The organism is Nocardiopsis potens DSM 45234 (assembly GCF_000341105.1).
Lineage (GTDB): Bacteria > Actinomycetota > Actinomycetes > Streptosporangiales > Streptosporangiaceae > Nocardiopsis_A > Nocardiopsis_A potens.
In genome coordinates, this window is the sequence record NZ_ANBB01000046.1 from 1 (window position 1) to 22,009 (window position 22,009).

At 76.4% G+C, this 22,009-nt stretch carries 14 protein-coding genes and 1 pseudogene; 12 read left to right on the plus strand and 3 right to left on the minus strand.

Annotated features, from left to right (window positions below):
• Window positions 1–739: 739 nt before the first annotated feature.
• Window positions 740–1,291, minus strand: a complete 552-nt coding sequence (locus D459_RS0118715; RefSeq protein WP_017594534.1) for an isochorismatase family protein — start codon at window positions 1,289–1,291, stop codon at window positions 740–742.
• A gap of 154 nt (window positions 1,292–1,445) precedes the next feature.
• On the opposite strand from D459_RS0118715, the gene D459_RS0118720 reads away from it, so the two are divergent.
• The 5 genes from D459_RS0118720 (at window position 1,446) to D459_RS0118745 (ending at window position 9,127) form a co-directional block, all read left to right on the plus strand.
• Window positions 1,446–3,179 (plus strand): acyclic terpene utilization AtuA family protein, encoded by a 1,734-nt coding sequence (locus D459_RS0118720; RefSeq protein WP_017594535.1) that lies wholly within the window; start codon window positions 1,446–1,448, stop codon window positions 3,177–3,179.
• Window positions 3,176–4,771, plus strand: a complete 1,596-nt coding sequence (locus tag D459_RS0118725) for an acyl-CoA carboxylase subunit beta (RefSeq protein WP_017594536.1) — start codon at window positions 3,176–3,178, stop codon at window positions 4,769–4,771. Before D459_RS0118720 ends, D459_RS0118725 begins: the two co-directional genes overlap by 4 nt.
• A gap of 132 nt (window positions 4,772–4,903) precedes the next feature.
• The gene (locus tag D459_RS32145) at window positions 4,904–6,907 is read left to right on the plus strand and encodes an ATP-binding protein (RefSeq protein WP_017594537.1); all 2,004 of its coding nucleotides are present in this window, start codon (window positions 4,904–4,906) and stop codon (window positions 6,905–6,907) included.
• Window positions 6,908–7,178: 271 nt separating this feature from the next.
• Entirely contained in the window at window positions 7,179–8,336 is a 1,158-nt protein-coding gene (locus tag D459_RS0118740; protein WP_017594538.1) for an acyl-CoA dehydrogenase family protein, read from the plus strand.
• 167 nt (window positions 8,337–8,503) lie between these two features.
• On the plus strand, window positions 8,504–9,127 hold the full coding sequence (locus tag D459_RS0118745) for a TetR/AcrR family transcriptional regulator (RefSeq protein WP_017594539.1): 624 nt from the start codon (window positions 8,504–8,506) through the stop codon (window positions 9,125–9,127).
• 72 nt (window positions 9,128–9,199) lie between these two features.
• Here D459_RS0118745 and D459_RS33780 read toward each other — a convergent pair whose 3' ends face one another.
• Entirely contained in the window at window positions 9,200–9,769 is a 570-nt protein-coding gene (locus D459_RS33780) for a hypothetical protein (RefSeq protein ID WP_017594540.1), read from the minus strand.
• A gap of 176 nt (window positions 9,770–9,945) precedes the next feature.
• On the opposite strand from D459_RS33780, the gene D459_RS0118755 reads away from it, so the two are divergent.
• Together D459_RS0118755 and D459_RS0118760 are read left to right on the plus strand one after the other, a co-directional pair.
• The gene (locus D459_RS0118755) at window positions 9,946–12,324 is read left to right on the plus strand and encodes a phosphoketolase family protein (protein ID WP_017594541.1); all 2,379 of its coding nucleotides are present in this window, start codon (window positions 9,946–9,948) and stop codon (window positions 12,322–12,324) included.
• A gap of 148 nt (window positions 12,325–12,472) precedes the next feature.
• Window positions 12,473–13,570 (plus strand): acetate/propionate family kinase, encoded by a 1,098-nt coding sequence (locus D459_RS0118760; protein WP_017594542.1) that lies wholly within the window; start codon window positions 12,473–12,475, stop codon window positions 13,568–13,570.
• 390 nt (window positions 13,571–13,960) lie between these two features.
• Here D459_RS0118760 and D459_RS0118765 read toward each other — a convergent pair whose 3' ends face one another.
• Window positions 13,961–15,991, minus strand: a complete 2,031-nt coding sequence (locus D459_RS0118765; protein WP_017594543.1) for an acyl-CoA dehydrogenase family protein — start codon at window positions 15,989–15,991, stop codon at window positions 13,961–13,963.
• Between the two features lie 151 nt (window positions 15,992–16,142).
• On the opposite strand from D459_RS0118765, the gene D459_RS0118770 reads away from it, so the two are divergent.
• The 5 genes and pseudogenes from D459_RS0118770 (at window position 16,143) to egtD (ending at window position 21,382) form a co-directional block, all read left to right on the plus strand.
• The gene (locus tag D459_RS0118770; RefSeq protein WP_017594544.1) at window positions 16,143–16,598 is read left to right on the plus strand and encodes a GNAT family N-acetyltransferase; all 456 of its coding nucleotides are present in this window, start codon (window positions 16,143–16,145) and stop codon (window positions 16,596–16,598) included.
• A 176-nt stretch (window positions 16,599–16,774) separates the two neighbouring features.
• Window positions 16,775–18,076 (plus strand): ergothioneine biosynthesis glutamate--cysteine ligase EgtA, encoded by a 1,302-nt coding sequence (gene egtA, locus D459_RS0118775; protein ID WP_017594545.1) that lies wholly within the window; start codon window positions 16,775–16,777, stop codon window positions 18,074–18,076.
• Window positions 18,073–19,536: an ergothioneine biosynthesis protein EgtB gene (gene egtB, locus D459_RS0118780; RefSeq protein WP_017594546.1), complete on the plus strand. Its 1,464-nt coding sequence runs from the start codon at window positions 18,073–18,075 to the stop codon at window positions 19,534–19,536. The genes egtA and egtB overlap by 4 nt, the downstream gene beginning before the upstream one ends.
• Window positions 19,536–20,297 (plus strand): annotated as a pseudogene (gene egtC / locus D459_RS0118785) (ergothioneine biosynthesis protein EgtC); the annotation flags it as partial. The gene egtB and the pseudogene egtC, both read left to right, overlap by 1 nt.
• Window positions 20,298–20,416: 119 nt before the next feature.
• On the plus strand, window positions 20,417–21,382 hold the full coding sequence (gene egtD, locus D459_RS0118790; RefSeq protein WP_017594548.1) for an L-histidine N(alpha)-methyltransferase: 966 nt from the start codon (window positions 20,417–20,419) through the stop codon (window positions 21,380–21,382).
• Window positions 21,383–22,009 lie beyond the last annotated feature (627 nt).

Below are 22,009 nucleotides of genomic sequence, written 5' to 3' on the forward strand. Positions count from 1 at the left end.
TTGCCCGGCACCCTTCATCCCCCTTCGTCCCGGCCGTGTTGCAACACAAACTAGAACCCACCGGTTCCGGCCCCCTGCCTTGCGGCCTTCCGGGCCGCTCGAACCCCCCAACACCGGCCCGACCGGGGCGATTCGGACCCCTGGAGGGCCGATCCGGGCCGGGATGCGCGCCCGGGAATCACCGGGGTGCTCTCGCGGTGCGCAGGGCACCCCACCCCGCCATCACCCTGCGTATTCACCGAGGTCAGAGGGGGGCAGCGGTTTCACGGGTAGCCGGCCCCGGCGCCCGGGCGACGCGGGAACGGCGAACCCGCCCCCCCGGCCCGCCCCGACCGCCCCCACCCGCTCTGCCGCACCCGACCGACCGGCCGGTCCCCTGCCGCCGTCGCCGCCTGCTTGAACCCCGCCCCGCGAGGCGCCGCTCCCGGCCGAGGCGCCCGACCCTGCCCCTACCCTCTCCGTCGCCGCCGGTCTGAACCCCGGCCCCGTGGGTGCCGCACTAGACCGACCGGCCGGTGCCCACCGCTGCCTTCGCCGCCCGCTTGAACCCCCGCCCCGTGAGGCGCCGCGCCCGGGCGACCGCCTGCGCCCCGCCCCTACCTCTGCCGTCGCCGCCTGCTTGAACCCCCGCTCCGTGGGGCGCCGCGCCCGACCGACCAGCCGGCACGCTCCCCTTCCCGCCGTCGCCGCCCGTCTGAACCTTCACCCGGTGGGGCGCCGGGCCCGACCGACTGGGTGGTCAGCTCTCGCGGGGGAAGAGGTCGGCCGCCTTGACCAGGCGGACCCTGCCGCCGGGGTGGATCGCTCGGCTGAGCACCGCGTTGTGGTGCGCGACCACCTGTTCGGGGGTGAGTCCGGCCTCCGGGTCGCCCACCGACATCGGGGCGTGGCCGTCGGACACCAGGTCGACGTCGAAGCCGTGGCTCGCGGCGGAGCGCACGGTGGCGTCCACGCAGTAGTCGGTGGCGGCGCCGGTGACCACCACGGTGTCGGCGCCCAGGTCGCGCAGGGCCTCGGCCAGCCCGGTCCGGTAGAAGGAGTCGGTGGCCCGCTTGGGGACCACCCGGTCGCCGTCGCGCACCCCGATCAGCGGGCTGACCCCGCGCCCCTGCCGCTCCGGGGCGAACAGGCCGCCCGGGTCGTCGTCCACCTGGTGCAGCACCAGCACCGGAACGCCCCGCCCGCGCGCCCGGTCGGCGACCCCGCCGATCCGCCGGGCCGTCTCCGCCCCCTGCCACAGCCCCTCGACCAGGAACTCGTGCATGTCGATGATGAGCAGCGCCTGTCCCATGCCCCGACCCTAGTGGCCGCTCGGCCGGACCGCCGGGGCGTTTTCCCGCCCGCCGCCGGGCGGCGCGGCAGGTCCGGGCCGCGCCCAGTGCCCCTGTCGGAAAAACAATCATGCGCGCTTGTTTTTCCTTCGGGGGCGTGGCACGCTCGTGCGCATGACGGAGACCGGGGTCACACCGCTGCGGATCGGCAATGCGTCCGGGTTCTACGGCGACCGCGCGGAGGCGGTCGCCGAGATGCTGGACGGCGGCCCGCTGGACGTGCTCACCGGCGACTACCTGGCCGAACTGACCATGCTCATCCTCGGGCGGGACCGGCTCAAGGACCCCTCCCGCGGGTACGCGCGGACCTTCCTGCGGCAGATGGAGGGCGTGCTCGGCACGGTGGCCGAGCGCGGCGTCAAGGTCGTCGCCAACGCCGGCGGCCTCAACCCGGCCGGCCTCGCCGACGCGCTGCGCGCCCTCGCCGACCGGGCCGGCGTCGAACTGCGGATCGCCCACGTCGAAGGGGACGACCTGCTGCCCCGCGCCGCCGAACTGGGGCTGGGCGCGCCGCTCACCGCCAACGCCTACCTCGGCGGCTTCGGCATCGCCGCCTGCCTGCGGGCCGGCGCCGACATCGTGGTGACCGGCCGGGTCACCGACGCCTCGCTGGTGGTCGGGCCGGCCGCCGCGCACTTCGGCTGGGCCCGGGACGACTTCGACGCCATCGCCGGCGCGGTCGCCGCCGGCCACGTCATCGAGTGCGGCGCCCAGGCCACCGGCGGCAACTACGCGTTCTTCACCGAGCTGCAGGAGCAGGGGCGCGACCTCACCCGGCCCGGCTTCCCCATCGCCGAAGTGCACGCCGACGGGTCGGCGGTGATCACCAAGCACCCCGGCACCGGCGGCGCGGTCACCGCGGGCACCGTCACCGCCCAGCTCGTCTACGAGGTGGCCGGGGCCCGCTACCCCAACCCCGACGCCACCGTCCGGCTGGACACCGCCCGGCTCACCGAGGAGGGCCCGGACCGGGTCCGGCTGCACGGGGTGCGCGGCGAGGCGCCGCCCCCCGGCCTCAAGGTCGGCATGAACCGGATCGGAGGCTTCCGCAACGACATGGCCCTGGTCCTCACCGGCCTGGACATCGAGGCAAAGGCCGAACTGGCCGAACGGCAGCTGCGCGCCGCGCTGCGCGGCCGCGAACCCGCCCGGCTGCGGTTCCGGCTGGACGGCGCCGGGGCCGCCGACCCCGACGCGCCCACCCAGGACGGGGCGTCCGCGCTGCTCCGCATCACCGCCTCCGACCCGGACCGGAACAAGGTCGGCCGGGCGTTCAGCGCCGCCTGCGTCGAACTCGCGCTCTCCAGCGTCCCCGGGTTCCACGCCACCGCGCCGCCCGGCGACGCCCGCCCCGACGGGGTGGCGTTCACCGCCGCCCAGGTCCCCGCGGACCGGGTGCCGCACACCGCGGTGCTCCCGGACGGCACCCGGCACGGCATCGGCCCCGCCCCGGCCGCTGCGGACCCCGGACCGGTCCCCGAACCGCCGCTCCCGCCGCCGCCCCCGACCGGCCCGGTCCGCCGCGCACCGCTCGGCCTGGTGGCCGGCGCGCGCAGCGGAGACAAGGGCTCCGACGCCAACGTCGGGGTGTGGGTGCGCGACGACGCGGCCTGGAGCTGGCTCGCGCACGCCCTCACCGTCGCCGAGTTCAAGCGGCTGATCCCCGAGGCCGCCCCGCTGCCGGTCACCCGGCACCTCTTCCCGCACCTGCGCGCGGCCAACTTCGTCGTCGAAGGGCTGCTCGGCGACGGCGCCGGCGGCAACACCCGATCCGACCCGCAGGCCAAGGCGCTCGGCGAATGGCTGCGCGGCCGGCACCTGGACGTCCCGGAGGCGCTGCTGCCATGACCGTACTCAGATCCCGCCTGGACACCGCCTCCGCCGGCTACGCGCGGGCGCGCGAGGCGATGCTCGGCAAGCTCGCCGAGATCGACGCCGAACAGGCCAAGGCGCTGGCCGGCGGCGGCGAGAAGTACGTCGAGCGGCACCGCGGCCGCGGCAAGCTGCTCGCCCGGGAGCGGATCGAGCTGCTGCTCGACCCGGACGCCCCGTTCCTGGAGCTGTCCCCGCTGGCCGCCTGGGGCACCGACTTCCCGGTCGGCGCCAGCGTGGTCACCGGCGTCGGCGCGGTCGAGGGCACCGAGTGCGTCGTCATCGCCAACGACCCCACGGTGCGCGGCGGCGCCAGCAACCCCTGGACCGGCCGGAAGACCATGCGGGCGATGGAGATCGCCGAGCAGAACCGGATGCCGCTGATCAACCTGGTCGAGTCCGGCGGCGCCGACCTGCCCAGCCAGAGCGAGATCTTCATCCCCGGCGGACGGCTCTTCCGCGACCTCACCCGGTTCTCCGCGGCCGGCATCCCCACCATCGCCCTGGTCTTCGGCAACTCCACCGCGGGCGGCGCCTACGTGCCCGGGATGAGCGACCACGTGGTGATGGTCAAGGAGCGCTCCAAGGTGTTCCTCGGCGGGCCGCCGCTGGTCAAGATGGCCACCGGGGAGGAGAGCGACGACGAGTCGCTCGGCGGCGCGGAGATGCACGCCCGCACCTCCGGGCTCGCCGACCACCTGGCCGCCGACGAGTACGACGCGCTGCGCATCGGCCGGCGCATCGTGGCCCGGCTCAACCACCGCAAGGCCGGACCCGCCCCGGCCCCGGCCGAACCCCCGCGGTACGACCCCGAGGAGCTCGCCGGGATCGTCCCGGACGACCTCAAGGTCCCGTTCGACCCGCGCGAGGTGATCGCGCGCATCGCGGACGGCTCCGACTTCGACGAGTTCAAACCGGCCTACGGCACCAGCCTGGCCACCGGGTGGGCGCGGCTGCACGGCTACCCGGTGGGGATCCTGGCCAACGCCCAGGGGGTGCTGTTCAGCGCCGAGTCGCAGAAGGCCGCCCAGTTCATCCAGCTGGCCAACCGGTCCCGCACCCCGCTGCTGTTCCTGCACAACACCACCGGCTACATGGTCGGCCGGGAGTACGAGCAGGGCGGCATCATCAAGCACGGCGCGATGATGATCAACGCCGTCTCCAACAGCACCGTGCCGCACCTGTCGCTGCTCATCGGCGCCTCCTACGGTGCCGGTCACTACGGGATGTGCGGCAGGGCCTACGACCCCCGGTTCCTGTTCGCCTGGCCCAGCGCCAAGTCCGCGGTGATGGGCCCCCGGCAGCTGGCCGGGGTGCTGTCCATCGTCGCCCGCGCCTCCGCCGAGGCCAAGGGCCGCCCCTACGACGAGGACCAGGACGCCGCCATGCGGGAGATGGTGGAGAACCGGATCGAGGCCGAGTCGCTCCCGCTCTTCCTGTCCGGCCGGGTCTACGACGACGGCGTCATCGACCCCCGCGACACCCGCACCGTGCTCGGCCTCTGCCTGTCCGCGGTGCACAACGCCCCGGTGCGCGGCGCCGACGGCTTCGGCGTCTTCCGGATGTGAAGGGGCGGCCCGTGCAGACGAACCCCGCCCCGGACCCCGCCGCCCCGGAGGCCGGCGCCCCCCGCACCCGCACCGCGGAGGCCCGGCACCGGCGATGAACCACGCTCCCGCTCCCCACCACGGAGGCCCGCGATGATCACCACGCTGCTCGTCGCCAACCGCGGCGAGATCGCCCGCCGCACCATCGCGGCCTGCCGCGCCCTGGGCGTGCGCAGCGTCGCGGTCCACTCCGACGGCGACGCCGACGCGCCGCACGTCCGCGAGGCCGACGCCGCGATCCGGCTGCCCGGCACCGCCCCCGCCGACACCTACCTCCGCGCCGACCTGCTGGTCGCCGCCGCCGAGCGGGCCGGCGCCGACGCCGTGCACCCCGGGTACGGCTTCCTCTCCGAGAGCGCCGCGTTCGCCCGCGCCGTGGTCAAGGCCGGACTGACCTGGGTCGGCCCCCCGCCGGAGGCGATCGAGGCGATGGGTGCCAAGATCGCCGCCAAGGAGCTCGCCGCCCGGGCCGGCGTCCCGGTGTTCCGCTCGGTGCCGCCCGAGGAGGTCACCGAGGCCGACCTGCCGGTGCTGATCAAGGCGTCGGCCGGCGGCGGCGGGCGCGGCATGCGCATCGTCCGCGACCTCGCCGACCTGCCGGCCGAGGCGGAGGCGGCCCGCGCCGAGGCCGCCGCGGCCTTCGGCGACCCGGCGGTCTTCTGCGAGCGGTACGTGGAGCGCGGCCGCCACGTCGAGGTGCAGCTCCTCGCCGACGCGCACGGCACCGTGTGGGCCGTCGGCGACCGCGACTGCTCGGTGCAGCGCCGGCACCAGAAGCTCATCGAAGAGGCCCCCGCCCCCGGGCTCCCCGGCGGGCTGCGCGAGCGGCTGCACGGGGCGGCGCGCGGGATGGCCGCCGCGATCGGCTACACCGGCGCGGGCACCGCCGAGTTCCTCCTCGCCGAGGACGGCTCCGTCTCGTTCCTGGAGATGAACACCCGGCTCCAGGTGGAGCACCCGGTCACCGAGTGCGTCACCGGCCTGGACCTGGTGGAGTGGCAGCTGCGCATCGCCGAGGGCGAGCCGCTGCCGGACGGCGGCCCGCCGGAGCCGCGCGGCCACGCGGTGGAGGCCCGGATCTGCGCCGAGGACCCGCTGGCCGACTGGCGCCCGCAGACCGGCACCGTGGCCCGGTTCGACGTCCCGGCCGCGCGGACCGCGTTCGCCCCGCCGGACCGGTACGGCGTGCGGGTGGACGCCGGCGTCGAGGACGGCACCGAGATCGGCACCGACTTCGACCCGATGATCGCCAAGGTCGTCGCCTGGGGGAGCAGCCGCGCCGACGCGCTGCGCCGGCTCTCCGCGGCGCTGGCCGGCACCCGGCTGCACGGTGTCGGCACCAACCGCGACCTGCTGGTCCGGGTGCTGCGCCACCCGGCGTTCGCCGCCGGCGAGGTGCACACCCGGTTCCTGGACCTGCACGGCGCCGCCGAACTGGGCCGGCCGCTGGCCGACGGGAGGGCGGTCCGGCTGTCCGCGCTCGCCGCCGCCCTGGCCGCCGCCGAGGCGAACCGCGCCGCCGCGCCGGTGCTCGGCGGGCTCCCCGCCGGCTGGCGCAACCTCCCCTCCGCGCCGCACGTCCGCCGGTACCGCACCGCGGCCGGGGAGGAGGTGGAGGCCGGCTACACCGCCGGCCGGTCCGGCCCGGTCCCGCTGCCCGGCGGCGACGGGGAGGTCCGGGTGCACCGGGCCGCCCCCGACGCGGTGCAGCTGGTCGCGGGCGGGGTGCGCCGCACCTTCGAGGTGCACCGGACGCCCGGGGGAGAGGTGCACGTCGACTCGGACCTGGGCCCGGTGGCCCTGACCCCGCTGAGCCGGTTCCCGGACGGCGCCGGGGACACCCCGCCCGGCACCCTGCTCGCGCCGATGCCGGGCACCGTGGTCCGGGTCGCCGCCGCCGAGGGCGAGCGGGTGCAGGCCGGCCGGCCGCTGCTCTGGCTGGAGGCGATGAAGATGGAGCACCGGATCACCGCCCCGGCCGACGGCACCGTCACCGGTCTGCCCGCCGCCGGCGCCCGGGTCGACACCGGCGACGTCCTCGCCGTCGTCGCCCCCGCCGAGGACGGCGGCCCGGCGCCGGACGGGGCGCCCCGGTGACCTCCGCCCGGAGGCGGCGGCCCGGGGACGGCGGCCCCCGGCGCGCCGTCGCCGTCGACGCGGTCCCGGCGCCGCCCCCTTCCCGCCCGCCCCGGCCCCGCTCCGCGGGCCGGTCCGCCCGAGGGGACGCCCCCGGACCCGGGCGGCGCCCGGACCGGACCCGGCCCGATCGGGGCCGGGGAGTCCCCCACCGCGGTTCCCCGGCCGCTACCCGGCCCGGCGGCCGCGCCCTTCCCCGGGGCTCCGCCCCCCGACACCTCGGAGGTCCCAGATGACATTCACCGAACCCGGCGAGCGGACCGCGCTGCGCGAGGCGGTGGCCGCCTTCACCGCCGGCTACGGGCCGCGCTACTACAGGGAGAAGGCCAAGGCCGGCGCCTACTTGAGCGAGCTGTGGACCGAGGCCGGCAAGCTCGGCTACCTCGGGGTGAACATCCCCGAGGAGCACGGCGGCGGAGGCGGCGGCATCGGCGACCTGGCCGCCGTGCTGGAGGAGCTGAGCGCCGGCGGCTGCCCCACGCTGATGATGGTGGTCTCCCCGGCGATCTGCGGGACGGTGCTCGCCCGGTTCGGCACCGGCGACCAGCGGCGGCGCTGGCTGCCCGGGATCGCCTCCGGGGAGAGCATCCTCGCGTTCGCCATCACCGAGCCGGACGCCGGCTCCAACGCGCACAACATCACCACCACGGCCCGCCGCGACGGCGCGGACTGGCTGCTCACCGGCCGCAAGACCTTCATCTCCGGGGTGGACGCCGCCGACGCGGTGCTCGTCGTCGGCCGCACCGAGGACGCCGCCACCGGCCGGCTCAAGCCCGCCCTGTTCATCGTCCCCACCGACGCCCCCGGCTTCGAGGCGCGGCCCATCGAGATGGACCTGGTCAGCCCGGACCACCAGTTCGGGCTGTTCCTGGACGACGTCCGGCTGCCCGCCGACGCCCTGGTGGGCGACCCGGACAGCGGCCTGCTGCAGCTGTTCGCCGGGCTCAACCCGGAGCGGATCATGGCGGCGTCGCTGGCCCTGGGGTCGGCCCGGCACGCCCTGGACACCGCGGTCGGCTACGCCCGGCAGCGCGAGGTGTGGGGCCGCCCGATCGGCGCCCACCAGGGCCTGGCCCACCCGCTGGCGCAGATCAAGGTGGAGGTGGAGCTGGCCCGGCTGATGACGCAGAAGGCCGCCGCGCTCTACGACGCGGGCGACGACGCCGGCTCCGGCGAGGCCGCCAACATGGCCAAGTACGCGGCGGGCGAGGCCGCGGCGCGCGCCGTCGACCAGGCCGTGCAGACCCTCGGCGGCAACGGCCTGGCCTCCGAGTACGGCCTCGGCGCGGCGATCGCCTCCTCCCGGCTGGGCAGGATCGCCCCGGTCAGCCGGGAGATGGTGCTCAACTACGTCGCCCAGCACTCCCTCGGCCTGCCCAAGTCCTACTAGCGCGCCGCACCGCCGAACCGGTGGTCTCGGGCGCCGTCGCGGTCCCGAAGGCGGTCGAGACCGCGACGGCGCCGGGATCGATGCGGGCTGATCGGGGCGGGCGTCCGCCCGCCGGCGCCGGAACCGGATAGGTTGTCGGCGACGCGAGCGGGGGGAGGGCGTCCGAGGTGGACACCGGGCACGACCAGGGGGCGCGGACGCGCGAACCGAGGCAGGAGCGGAGCCGGGCGACCCGGCGCCGGCTGCTGGAGGCGGCCGCGGCCTGCCTCGCCGAGCGCGGCGTGGCGGGCAGCACGGTGGCCGCCGTCGCGGAGCGCGCGGGCGTCTCCCGCGGCGCCGCCCAGCACCACTTCCCCACCAGGGAGGACCTGTTCACCGCCGCGCTGCGGCACATGAGCGACGGCCGGATGGCCGAGCTGCGCCGCCGGGTCGACGACCTGCCGGCCGGCGCCGACCGCACCACCGCCGTGGTGGAGATGCTGGTGGACGCCTACAGCGGCCCGGTGTTCGCCGGGGCGGTGCAGCTGTGGGCGGCCGCCGCCAACGACCCGCGGCTGCGCTCCCACGTCATCCCGCTGGAGGACCACGTCGGGCGGACCGCGCACCGCGCCGCCGTCGAGCTGCTCGGCGCCGACGAGTCGGCCCCGGGGGTGCGGGAGACCGTGCAGGCCACCCTCGACCTCGCCCGCGGCCTGGGCCTGGCCAACCTGCTCACCGACGACGAGCCGCGCCGCCGCCGGATCGTCGCCCGCTGGGCGGAGATCCTCCGCCGCGAGCTCGGCACGGACTGACCGGCCCGGCGGGCGCGGCCCGGCCGGGCCCGGAGCCCCGCCCCACCCCCGGCCGGGGCGGGGCGGAACCGGTCACATGCCCGGGATCATCGGCTGCGGCGGGGCCGGCGGCGGGACCGTCAGGTAGGCCGCGGCCGCGGCGGCGACCAGCAGGGCGCCGATCAGCAGGACCGCGGTGGACAGCCAGCGGGCCCAGGGCCGGGTGGCCGGTCCGGCCGCGGTGAGGCCGGCCGCGGACAGCGCAACCGCGACCAGGGCGAAGACGCCGTCGCCGAGGGCGACGGCCTTCAGCGCGCCCTCCTGGGAGGCGGCGGTGGTGCTCGCCAGCAGGTCCACCACCCGGGTGCCGACCAGGGAGCCGAGCAGGGCGAGCAGGCCGGCGATGCCGAACGTCTCGGTGGACAGCGCGCCGGCCGGCCCGGCCGGCGCCCCGCCGGACTCCTCCCCGCCGGGGCCCTCCTCGCCGTCGCCGCCGTCCTCCCGGAGGCCGCCGTCCGCTACCGCCTCCCCGGCCCCGCCCTCCTCGTCCGAGGGCTCTTCGCGGGCCCGGTCGGGGCCGTCCGGCGCGGGCGGGGGCTGGACACCGGCATCGTCGCCGCTGGTCGTCTCGGCGCGGTGGCCGTCATCGGAATCGTTGCTCATCGCGGGCCAACCTACCCGCCCCGCGGAGCGCCCCGCCCCGGCCGCGTCCGGCGGGGCGCGGGGATGGGGGAAACGGGACGGACGGATGGGCATCCGGTGACCTCCCTCCGCCCATACCCGGACGGCCCGCCGGGTAGGAGAACCTCCGCTGCAGCCGCAGATCGAGGGGGACAGGCATGACGACGACCGAGACCGGGCCCCGGGCATCCCTGACCGACGAGGAGCTCCGCGCGGTCGACCTCTACTGGCGGGCCGCCAACTACCTTTCGGTCGGGCAGATCTACCTGCTGGACAACCCGCTGCTCCGCGAGCCGCTCGCCCCCGAGCACATCAAGCCCCGGCTGCTCGGGCACTGGGGCACCACACCGGGGCTCAACTTCGTCTACGCCCACCTGCAGCGGCAGGTGCGGCGGCGCGGCACGGACATGATCTGGATCATGGGCCCCGGGCACGGCGGCCCGTCCGGGGTGGCCACCGCCTGGCTGGACGGCACCTACACCGAGGTCTACCCCGAGGTCACCCGGGACGAGGAGGGGATGCGCCGGCTGTTCCGGCAGTTCTCCTTCCCCGGAGGGGTGCCCAGCCACTACGCGCCGGAGACCCCCGGGTCGATCCACGAGGGCGGCGAGCTGGGGTACGCGCTGTCGCACGCCTACGGCGCCGCCTTCGACAACCCGGACCTGGTGGTGGCGGCGGTGGTCGGCGACGGCGAGGCCGAGACCGGCCCGCTGGCGGGCAGCTGGGCCGCCAACCGGTTCATCGACCCGGCCGCCGACGGCGCCGTGCTGCCGATCCTGCACCTCAACGGCTACAAGATCGCCAACCCCACGGTGCTCGCCCGGATGCCGGAGCGCGAACTGGCCGCGCTGATGGAGGGCCACGGGCACGAACCGGTCTTCGTCTCCGGAGACGACCCCGAAGCGCTGCACCGGGAGATGGCCCGGGTGCTGGACGGCGCCCTGGACGGCATCGCCGAGATCCAGCGCCGGGTGCGGGACGGCGGCGACCGCGGCGGCCTGCGCTGGCCGATGATCGTGCTGCGCACCCCCAAGGGCTGGACCGGCCCCGGGGAGGTGGACGGGCTCCCGGTGGAGGGCACCTGGCGCTCGCACCAGGTGCCGCTGGCCCAGGTGCGGAGCGAGCCCGGGCACCTCGCCCAGCTGGAGCGGTGGATGCGCTCCTACCGGCCGGAGGAGCTGTTCGGCCCGGACGGCGCCCCGGTCCCGGAGACCACCCGGCTGGTCGTCCCGGAGGGGGACCGCCGGATCAGCGCCAACCCGGTCGCCAACGGCGGGCTGCTGCTCAAGGACCTCACCCTGCCCGACTTCCGCCGCTACGCGGTCGAGGTGCCGCGCCCCGGCGCGGTCCAGCACGAGGCCACCCGGGTGCTCGGCGGCTACCTGCGCGACGTGCTCCGGGCCAACCCGGACGACTTCCGCATCTTCGGCCCGGACGAGACCGCCTCCAACCGGCTCAACGCGGTGTTCGAGGCCACCGACCGCGCCTGGGACCTGCCGCTGCTGCCCACCGACGAGTCGCTGGCGCCGGACGGCCGGGTGATGGAGGTGCTCAGCGAGCACCTGTGCCAGGGGTGGCTGGAGGGCTACCTGCTCACCGGCCGGCACGGGCTGTTCAACAGCTACGAGGCGTTCATCCACATCGTGGACGCGATGCTCAACCAGCACGCGAAGTGGCTCAAGGTCACCCGGGGCATCCCCTGGCGGCGCCCGATCGCCTCGCTCAACTACCTGCTCAGCTCGCACGTGTGGCGCCAGGACCACAACGGCTTCAGCCACCAGGACCCCGGCTTCATCGACCACGTGGTGAACAAGAAGCCGGAGATCGTCCGGGTGTACCTGCCGCCGGACGCCAACACCCTGCTCTCCACCGCCGACCACTGCCTGCGGATGCGCGACACGGTCAACGTGGTCATCGCCGGCAAGCAGCCCGCGCTGAGCTACCTCTCCATGGACCAGGCCATCGCGCACTGCACCCGCGGCCTGGGCATCTGGGAGTGGGCCAGCACCGACGGCGGCGCCGACCCCGACGTCGTGCTGGCCTGCGCCGGGGACGTGCCCACGCTGGAGGCGCTGGCCGCCGCCGACCTGCTCCGCACCCACCTGCCGGAGCTGCGGGTGCGGCTGGTCAACGTGGTCGACCTGATGCGGCTGCAGCCGGCCGAGGAGCACCCGCACGGGCTCACCGACCGCTCCTACGACGCGCTGTTCACCATCGACAAACCGGTCATCTTCGCCTTCCACGGCTACCCGTGGCTGATCCACCGCCTCACCTACCGCCGCAACGGCCACGAGAACCTGCACGTCCGCGGCTACAAGGAGGAGGGCACCACCACCACGCCGTTCGACATGGTGATGCTCAACGACCTGGACCGGTTCCACCTGGTGATGGACGTGATCGACCGGGTGCCGGGGCTGGCGGTCAAGGCGGCGCACCTCAGCCAGCGGATGCACGACGCCCGGCTGCGCTGCCGGGCGCACACCCGCGAGTACGGCGACGACGCGCCGGAGATCCGGGACTGGACCTGGACCTCCTGAGGCCGGCCGCGGGGGCGGGGGCGGAAGCAGGGGCCGGGCGGAGCGGCGCCCGCGCCCCTCCTTGACCCGGGCGCCGGGCGCGGGGGACATTGCGGAGAACGGCTCAGGGAGCGCGCAACGGCGCGCGCGGAGGAGAGGCGGACGGCGCATGCAGGTGCTGATCGTCAACACCGGATCGAGCAGCGTGAAACTATCGGTCCTCGGCCCCGGGGACGAGCCGCTCGGGCGGCACACCATCGAACTGCAGGGCGGCGCGGTCACCGCGGAGCAGATGGAGCGGGCCCTGGCGGACCTGCCCCGGGTCGACGCGGTGGGGCACCGGGTGGTGCACGGCGGCCCCGAGTACCGGGCACCGGTGCTGCTGGACGACCGGGTGGTGGCGCGCCTGCGGGAGCTGGCGGTGCTCGCTCCGCTGCACCTGCCCAAGTCCCTGGCCGGCATCGAGGCCGCCCGCAAGACGCTGCCGGACCTCCCGCAGATCGCCGGGTTGGACACCGCGTTCCACGCGACGCTGCCCGAGGCCGCCACCGCCTACGCGGTCCCCCGGGAGTGGCGGGAGCGGCTCGGGGTGCGCCGGTACGGCTTCCACGGCCTGTCGCACTCCTACTCCGCCCGGCGCAGCGCGGAGATGCTGGGCCGCTCGGCGGGCCGCCTGGTCGTGGCCCACCTCGGCGCGGGCGCGTCGCTGGCCGCCGTGCACGACGGCGTCAGCGTCGACACCACGATGGGCTTCACCCCGACCGAGGGCCTGGTCATGGCCACCCGCAGCGGCGACACCGACCCCGGCATGCTGCTCTGGCTGATCCAGCACGCCGGGCTCACCCCCGAGGAGGTCTCCGACGGCCTGGACCGCGGCGGCGGCCTGGCCGGGCTGACCGGCGACCCCGACATGCGCGACGTGATGGACCGGGTCGACGCCGGCGACCCGCGGGCCCGGCTCGGCCTCGACGTCTACCTGCACCGGCTGCGCGCCAGGATCGCCGCGATGGCGGCCGCCCTGAACGGCCTGGACACCCTGGTGTTCACCGCGGGCGTCGGCGAGCACCAGCCGCGGGTCCGCTCCGGCGCCGCCGACGGCCTGGGCTTCCTCGGCGTGGCCCTGGACACCGCGGCCAACGAGGCGGCGCAGGGCGACGCCGACGTCACCGCCCCCGGGGCCAGGGTGCGCACCCTGGTCATCACCGCCCGCGAGGACCTGGAGATCGCCCGCGGCGTCCGCGAGGTCCTGGGGACCTCGGAACGCTGACCGGAGATCCCTCCTCTCCCGCGCCAGGTTCCGCCCCGATCCGGGAGACCCCGGCCCCGCGCCCACCCTGTCGAGCCCAGGGCCACCGCTCTCTCCCCAGGCTCCCCGGCCCCGCGCCCACCCTGTCGAGCCCAGGGCCGCTGCTCTCTCCCCAGAGTCCCCGGCCCCGCGCCCACCCTGTCGAGCCCAGGGCCACCGCTCTCTCCCCAGAGTCCCCGGCCCCGCGCCCACCTTGTTGAGCCCAGGGCTGTTGCTTTTCCCGGCCCTGGACACGCGTCCCGCGCGGGATCGCCGGGGCGGTGGGCCGGGCAAAAGCAACAGGCCGGGGCTCAACATCGTCGTGGCCCGCGATGACGACGACGCTGAGCTCGACGGGGTGGGCCGGGGCGGTCAGGAGGCCGGGGCCGGGGCGTCCTGCTCGGCGGTGTCGTTGCGGAGCTGCTCCTCCTGGCGGCGGGCCTCCGCGCCCAGGGCGATCGGGGCGGCCAGCCAGGCGTCGGGCAGGCCGAAGGCGTCGACCAGGGTCCGGGCGTGCGGGCGCAGGCCGCGGCAGAGGTCGTCCACGGCCTGCACGACCGCCTTGGCGCGGGTGCCGGAGAGCCGCTCGTGCTCCAGGAACCAGGCGCGGTCCTCCTCCACCACCGACAGCACGTACAGGTCGCAGACGCGCTCCAGCAGCTTGCGGGTCACCGGTTCGGGGCACCGCTCGATCGCGGCGACGAACGCCTCCAGCACCACCCGGTCCACGTGCACCCGGGCCGCCTTCAGCACGTGGTCCTGGGCGTCGTCGAAGATCCGGAACGCGCGCTCGGGGTCCCCGCCGCCGGCCCGGCGCAGCCGGCGGGCCAGCCCGGTGACGGTGTGCTCCTCGCGGTCCTCCAGCAGCTTGAGCTGCCAGCCGCGGTCGTACAGGTCGGCCTCGTCGCCGCGGCCCGGGGCGGCGCTGACCAGCCGCTCGATCAGCGAGCGGGCCGCGGTGCGCTCGACGACGCCCTCCAGCACCTGCCCGGCGGCGAACCGCGCCATGCGCAGCGCGTCCAGGTCGCCGAAGGCGTCCCGGTGCTCGGTGAGCAGCGCCTTGGCGAGCAGCTGGAGCAGGACGACGTTGTCGCCTTCGAAGGTGGTGAACACGTCGGCGTCGGCGCGCAGCTGGGTCAGCCGGTTCTCCGCCAGGTAGCCGGCGCCGCCGCAGGCCTCCCGGCAGGCCTGCACGGTGTCCAGGGCGTGCCAGGTCGCCACCGCCTTCAGCCCGGCGGCGCGGGACTCCAGCTCGCGCCGGCCGTGCTCGTCCAGCGGCCGCTCCCCGGTCTCCGCGTCGTGCAGCGCCGCGACCAGCTCCTCCTGGGCGAAGTGCAGGGCGTAGCCGCGGGCCAGCCGGGGCAGCAGGCGGCGCTGGTGCGAGCGGCGGTCCAGCAGCAGGACCTCGCCGTCCGGGCCCTCGAACTGGCGGCGCGCTTCGGCGTAGCGGACCGCGATGGCCAGCGCCGCCTCGGCCGCGGTGCCGGCGCCCCCGGCGACGCTGATCCGGCCGCGCACCAGGGTGCCGAGCATGGTGAAGAACCGCCGGTTCGGGTTCTCGATCGGGCTGCTGTAGGTGCCGTCCGGGGCGACGGATCCGTACCGGTCGAGCAGCGCCTCGCGCGGGACGCGCACCCGGTCGAAGGAGATGCGCCCGTTGTCGACGCCGTTCAGCCCGCCCTTGGGGCCGCAGTCGGAGAGGGTGACGCCGGGCAGCGACCGCCCCTCGGCGTCCCGGATCGGCACCACCAGGGCGTGCACCCCGTGGTCGGTGCCGAGGGTGCGCAGCCGGGCGAAGACCACCGCGGCGCGGCCGTCCCGGGCGGCGTTGCCGATGTAGTCCTTGCGCGCCGCCTCGTCCGGGGTGTGCACGGTGAACTCGCCGGTCGCCGGGTCGTAGTCGGCGGTGGTGCGCAGCCGCTGCACGTCGGAGCCGTGCCCGGTCTCGGTCATCGCGAAGCAGCCGGGCAGCTCCAGCGACATGACCCGGGGCAGGTACTCGGCGTGGTGCCGGTCCGAGCCCAGCGCGTGGATCGCGCCGCCGAACAGCCCCCACTGCACGCCCACCTTGACCATCAGCGACATGTCGCAGACCAGCATCTGGAAGGCGGCCACGGAGGCGCCGAGGTCGCCCGAGCCGCCCACCGCGGTGGGGAAGCCGTAGCCCGACACCTCGGTGGCGGCCAGCGCGGCCAGCTGCTCCGACACCCGCGTCCGGTGCTCCTCCACGGGCAGCCCGGCGACCGGGGCGAACAGCTCTCCGGTGAGCCGCTCCCGGGCCCGCTCGCGCACCTCGCGCCAGCGCCCGTCGAGCAGCTCGCGCAGCGCGGCGCCGCCGTCCGGGGGCTCCAGCCCGACCCGTGCGCCCCCCACCCCGGTTCTGGCCCCGCGCTCGTCCGCCATCGCTGCCCCCTCGCTCGGTCCGGTGCCGTCTACCTGGGCCTACCACCCGCGGATCGCCTCGAACCACCCCGGACCACCGCGAAAAGGGTGATGCCCGGCACAAGGGGAACACCACTAGGGACCGCTGCGGCGACGCACGGAACGGGGGACCATGACGACCGAAACCCGACTCACCGTCCGGAAGGCCCTGCCCACCGACGCCGCGGCGATCGCCGTGCTCGCCGAGCGCGACGACCCGGCCGCGGCCGGGACCGCGGAGACGCTGCGCTCCCGCATCGCCGCGCTGGTCGGCGACCCCGCCGCGACCACCCTGGTCGCCACGGAGCAGGAGGTGGTGCGGGGCTACCTGGTCGGCGGCACCGCCCGCTCCACCACCCGCCCGCGCGAGGGCCAGACGGCCCGGATCGAGGAGTTCGCGGTCGCCGACCCGCACGAATGGTGGCCGGTGGGATCGGCGCTGATCGAAGAGGCCCGGTCCCGGCTGCGCGCCGCCGGCGCGGTCCGCCTCATCGTCACCACCTCGGCCCGCGACCCCGCCAAGCAGGCCTTCCTCTGGCGCTGCGGCCTCACCCTGGTCACCGAGTCCTACCAGGAGGAGCTGCGCTGAGACCCCCGGGAGGGGCGCCGCTCCCCGCCCGCGCCGCCCCCTCGCGCCGGCGCCGCCGCCCGCTCTGACCGGACGGCGACCGCACCGGGAACATCGCGGAGGCGAAGATCGAAGACGTTTCGGGTGCGCGGTCCGCGGGGCATGTGTAGTCGGTGCGCGACGAATGGGAGTGAGCGATGACTCGACTCACCGAGAGCGACGTCCACCACTACATCCGCGGCATCTGCTTCAAGAACGGCCCTCCCGGCCGGGTCGGGATCGAGACCGAATGGCTGGTCACCGATCCCGCGGACCCCCGCCGAACCGTCCCCCTCGAACTGCTCCGATCACTGGTCGACCAGGCCGGCCCGCCCCCGGCGGGCAGCGCGGTCACCTACGAGCCCGGCGGGCAGCTGGAGCTCAGCTCGCCGCCCCTGCCCGGACCGGCCGCGGCGCACGCCGCACTCGCCGCCGACCTGGCGCACGTGGAAAAACCCCTGGCCGACGCCGGACTCCGGCTGGAGGGCCGGGGCCTCGACCCGCACCGCCCCCCGCGCCGCCAACTCGACCTCCCCCGCTACGCCGCCATGGAGCGGCACTTCGACACCGGCCGGTGGACCGGCGGCCGGACCATGATGTGCAGCACCGCCTCCATCCAGGTATGCCTGGACATCGGGGCCGACGCCGCCGACGCCGCCCGCAGGTGGCACCTGGTGCACCGGCTGGGCCCGGTGCTCACCGCCCTCTTCGCCAACTCCCCGGTGTGGCGTGGCCGCCGCACCGGCTGGCGCTCGGCGCGGTGGGCGGTGTGGGCCGGCATCGACGCCACCCGCACCCGGCCGGTCGGCGGCGGCGACCCGGCGGCCGCCTGGGCCGATTACGCCCTGGGCGCCCGGCTGATGGCCGTCCGCGGCGACGCCGGGCCCTGCCCGCCGCCGGCCCGGATGGCCTTCGCCGACTGGATCGCGGGCGCCGGACCCCGCCCGCCCGACCACGACGACCTCCTCTTCCACCTGAGCACCCTGTTCCCGCCGGTGCGGCCGCGGGGCTGGCTGGAACTGCGGATGATCGACGCCCTGCCGGACCCCTGGTGGCCGGTGCCGACCGCGGTCGCCGCCGCCCTCCTGGACGACCCGGACGCCTCCGCCGAGGCCGAGCGGGCGGTGGCGGAACTGCACCGCTCCGAACCGGACCCCGGCCGGCTGTGGCTGGCCGCAGCCCGCGACGCCCTCGCCCACCCCGCGCTCGCCGCGTGCGCGCGCGCCTGCACCGCCGCCGCGAGCCGCGCCCTGCCCCGGATGGGCGCCGACCGGCTCCCCCCCCCCCCCCGCGCCTACCGGGAGCGCTACACCGACCGGGGCCGCTGCCCCGCCGACGACGCCGACGGCGCGGGCGGCGCCCCGGGGGAAGGACCGGGCGCCGTCCCCGCGCAGCGGGCCGACCGCACCCCGCCGCAGGGGGCGGGCACCGAACCGACCGCGAAAGGCAGGCCGCGATGACACCGAAGCCCGACGGGCCCGCTGCCGGGCCCGCCCCCGCCGGAACCGCAGAGGAGGAGCGGCTGCGCGAGCGCATCGCCGCCGACCTGGAGCAGGTGCGCCGCCGCAGCGAGGGCCTCACCGTCGCGGCGCTGGACGAGGGCGAGCTGCTCGCCCAGCACTCGCCGCTGATGTCCCCGCTGGTCTGGGACTACGCCCACGTCGGCAACTACGAGGAGCAGTGGCTGCTGCGCGCCGCCGCCGGACGGGAGGCCCTCCGCCCCGACATCGACGTCCTCTACGACGCCTTCGAGAACCCGCGGGCCGGCCGGGTCTCGCTGCCGCTGCTCCGCCCCGAGGAGGCGCGCGCCTACAACGCCCGGGTCCGGCGCGCGGTGCTGGACTCCCTGGAGCACGCCCCGCTGGCCGACGGGGAGGGGCTGAGCGCGCACGGGTTCGTCTACAACATGGTGGTCCAGCACGAGCACCAGCACGACGAGACGATGCTCGCCACCCACCAGCTCCGCAAGGGCGCCCCGGTGCTGCCCGACCCCGAGCCCGCCGCCCCGGACGAGGTCCCGCCCGGCCCGGACGAGGTCCTGGTGGAGGCCGGGCCGTTCACCATGGGCACCACCGCCGACCCGTGGGCCTACGACAACGAGCGCCCCGCGCACACCGTGCACCTGCCCGCGTTCCGGATCTCCGCCCGCCCGGTGGACAACGCCGCGCACGCCGCGTTCATCGACGACGGCGGCTACGACGACCCGCGCTGGTGGAGCGGGCCCGGGTGGCGGTGGCGCACCGAGAGCGGCAAGCGCGCCCCGGCGTTCTGGTTCCGGGACGGGGACCGGTGGATGCGCCGCCGGTTCGGCCGGGTCGAACCGGTCCCGCCGGACGAGCCGGTGCAGCACGTCTGCTTCCACGAGGCCGAGGCGCACGCCCGCTGGGCCGGCCGGCGGCTGCCCACCGAGGCCGAGTGGGAGAAGGCCGCCCGCTGGGACCCGGCCACCGGCCGCTCCCGCCGCTTCCCCTGGGGCGACGAGGAGCCCGGCCCCGACCGCGCCAACCTGGGCCAGCGCCGGCTGCGCCCGGCCCCGGCCGGGGCGTTCCCCGGAGGCGCCTCCCCGCTGGGGGTGCGCCAGCTGATCGGCGACGTCTGGGAGTGGACCTCCACCGTCTTCGACGGCTACCCCGGCTTCACCGCCTTCCCCTACCGGGAGTACTCCGAGGTGTTCTTCGCCGACGGCTACCGGGTGCTGCGCGGCGGGTCGTGGGCGACCGACCCGACGGCCGCCCGCGGCACCTTCCGCAACTGGGACCTGCCGATCCGCCGGCAGATCTTCAGCGGATTCCGCCTGGCCCGCGACGCAGCACCGGACGAGGGACGGAGCGCGGGACGGAGCGAAGGCCGACGGAGCGAAGGGCGGAGCGAGGAACGGAGAGGTGAAGGACGACGGGGCGAGGGGCGGGTGGCGCCCTGATGTGCCGACACCTGGCCTACCTGGGCCCGCCGGTCACCCTGCACCGGCTGCTGCTCGAACCGGCGCACTCGCTGCTCCGCCAGTCCTACGCCCCGCGCGAGCAGCGGCACGGGACGGTCAACGCCGACGGGTTCGGCGCCGGCTGGTACCCGGGCGGCCCCGGCGCGGAGCCGCTCCGCTACCGGCGCGCCATGCCGATCTGGGCGGACGCCTCCTTCGCCGACGCCGCCCGCGCCATCACCACCGGGTGCGCGGTGGCGGCGGTCCGCGACGCCACCCCCGGGTTCGGCCCGGACGAGTCGTGCGCCCAGCCGTTCCGCGCCGAGGGGCGGCTGTTCAGCCACAACGGCGCCGCCGAGGACGATGCGGCGCTCACCGCTGCGCTGGCCGCGCCGCTGCCCGCCGGGGCGCTCGACGCCCGCACCCCGGTGGACTCCGCGCCGCTGTTCGCACACGCCGTGCGGCTGTGGCGGGAGGGCGCGGGCACCGCCGAGGCGCTCGCCGAGGCGCTCGCCGAGACGGTCCGCCGGGCCGAAGAGGCCTCCCCGGGCCGGTACAACCTGCTCGCCTCGGACGGCAGGACGCTGGCCGCCACGGTGTGCGGCGACAGCCTGTACACCGGCCGGCTGCCGGGCGGCCCCGGGGGCGGCGGCACGGTGATCGCCTCCGAGCCGCTGGACGACGGACCGGAATGGCGCCGGATACCGGAGCGTTCCCTGGTCATCGCCGACCCCGACGGGGTCAGAGTGGTCCCGCTCGACCGGCCCGCGGAGGCCGATCAGGGCGGGCAGACGGGCCCCGCCGGGGACCGGGCCGCCGCGGGCACCACGGACACCGGGGACAGCGCGGGCACCAGGGACGCCGGGGACGAGGAGGGCACATGCTCCGCACCGATCGCCATCTGACCGACGACGACTTGGCCAAGGCGCTCCGGCACGACGTCGCCGAAGGGCTCACCGCGAGCCCCAAGGAGCTGCCGCCGAAGTGGTTCTACGACGAGCGGGGCAGCGTGCTCTTCGAGGAGATCACCCGGCTCCCGGAGTACTACCCGACCCGCGCGGAGCGGGCCATCCTGCGCGCCCGCGCGGCCGACATCGCTCGCGCCACCGGCGCCGACACCATGGTCGAACTGGGCGCGGGCTCGGGGGAGAAGACCCGGCTGCTGCTGGACGCGCTGCACGAGGCGAACGGGCTGGCGGGCTTCGTCCCGGTCGACGTGAGCGGCGACTTCCTGGAGGAGGCGGCGGCCCGGATCGCCGCCGAGTATCCGGGCGCGGACGTGCACGCCGTCGTCGCCGACTTCGAGCGCCACCTGGACCTGCTGCCGGCCGGCGGGCGCCGGGTGGTGGCGATGCTCGGTTCCACCATCGGCAACCAGCCGCCCGACCGCCGGGTGGGGTTCCTGGCCGGGCTGCGCGGGGTCCTGGGCGACGGCGAGTCCCTGCTGCTCGGCGCGGACCTGGTCAAGGACCCGGCGCGGCTGGTCGCCGCCTACGACGATGCGCGCGGGGTGACCGCCGAGTTCAACCGGAACGTGCTCCGGGTCATCGGCCGCGAGCTGGAGGCCGACTTCGACCCCGCCCGCTTCGAGCACGTCGCGCTCTGGGACCCGGAGCAGGAGTGGATCGAGATGCGGCTGCGCTCCCGCACCGCCCAGCGGGTCCGGGTCAAGGCACTGGACCTGGAGGTCGACTTCGCGGAGGGAGAGGAGATGCGCACCGAGATCTCCGCCAAGTTCCGCGAGGAGGGCCTGCGCACCGAACTCGCCCGAGCCGGCCTGGCCCTCACCCACTGGTGGACCGACCCGGACGGCGACTTCGCCCTGCTCCTGGCCGAACCGTCCTGAGCGACCGCAGGCACCGCGCCCGGCACTCGGTCGGGCGCGGCGTCTCGCGGAGCGAAGGTTCAAGCGGGCGGCGACGGCGGCAGCGGGGACCGGCTGGTCGGTCGGGCGCGGCGCCTCGCGGAGTGAAGGTCAAGGCGGGCGGCGACGGCGGAGGTAGGGGCGTGGTCGGGCGCCCCTGGCCGGGCGCGGCGCCTCACGGGGCGGGGGTTCAAGCAGGCGGCGAAGGCGGGAGGGCATGCCGGCCGGTCGGTCGGGTGCGGCGCCCCACGGGGCCGGGGTTCAGACCGGCGGCGACGGCGTAGGCAGGGGCGGGGCGGAGGCGGTCGCCCGGGCGCGGCGTCTCGCGGGGCCGGAGTTCAAGCAGGCGGCGAAGGCGGGGAGGGGAACCGGCCGGTCGGTCGGGTGCGGCAGAGCGGGTGGGGCCGGTCGGGGCGGGCTGGGGCGGCGGGGTGGCCGTTCCCGCGTCGCCCGGGCGCCGGGGCCGACCGCCCCTGAAACCACCATCCCTCCCTGACCTGGGTGAATACGCAGGGTGATGGTGGCGTGGGGTGCCCTGCGCACCGCGAGAGCACCCCGGTGATTCCCGGGCGCGCACCCTGGGCCGGATCGGCCCCTTGGCGGCCCGAT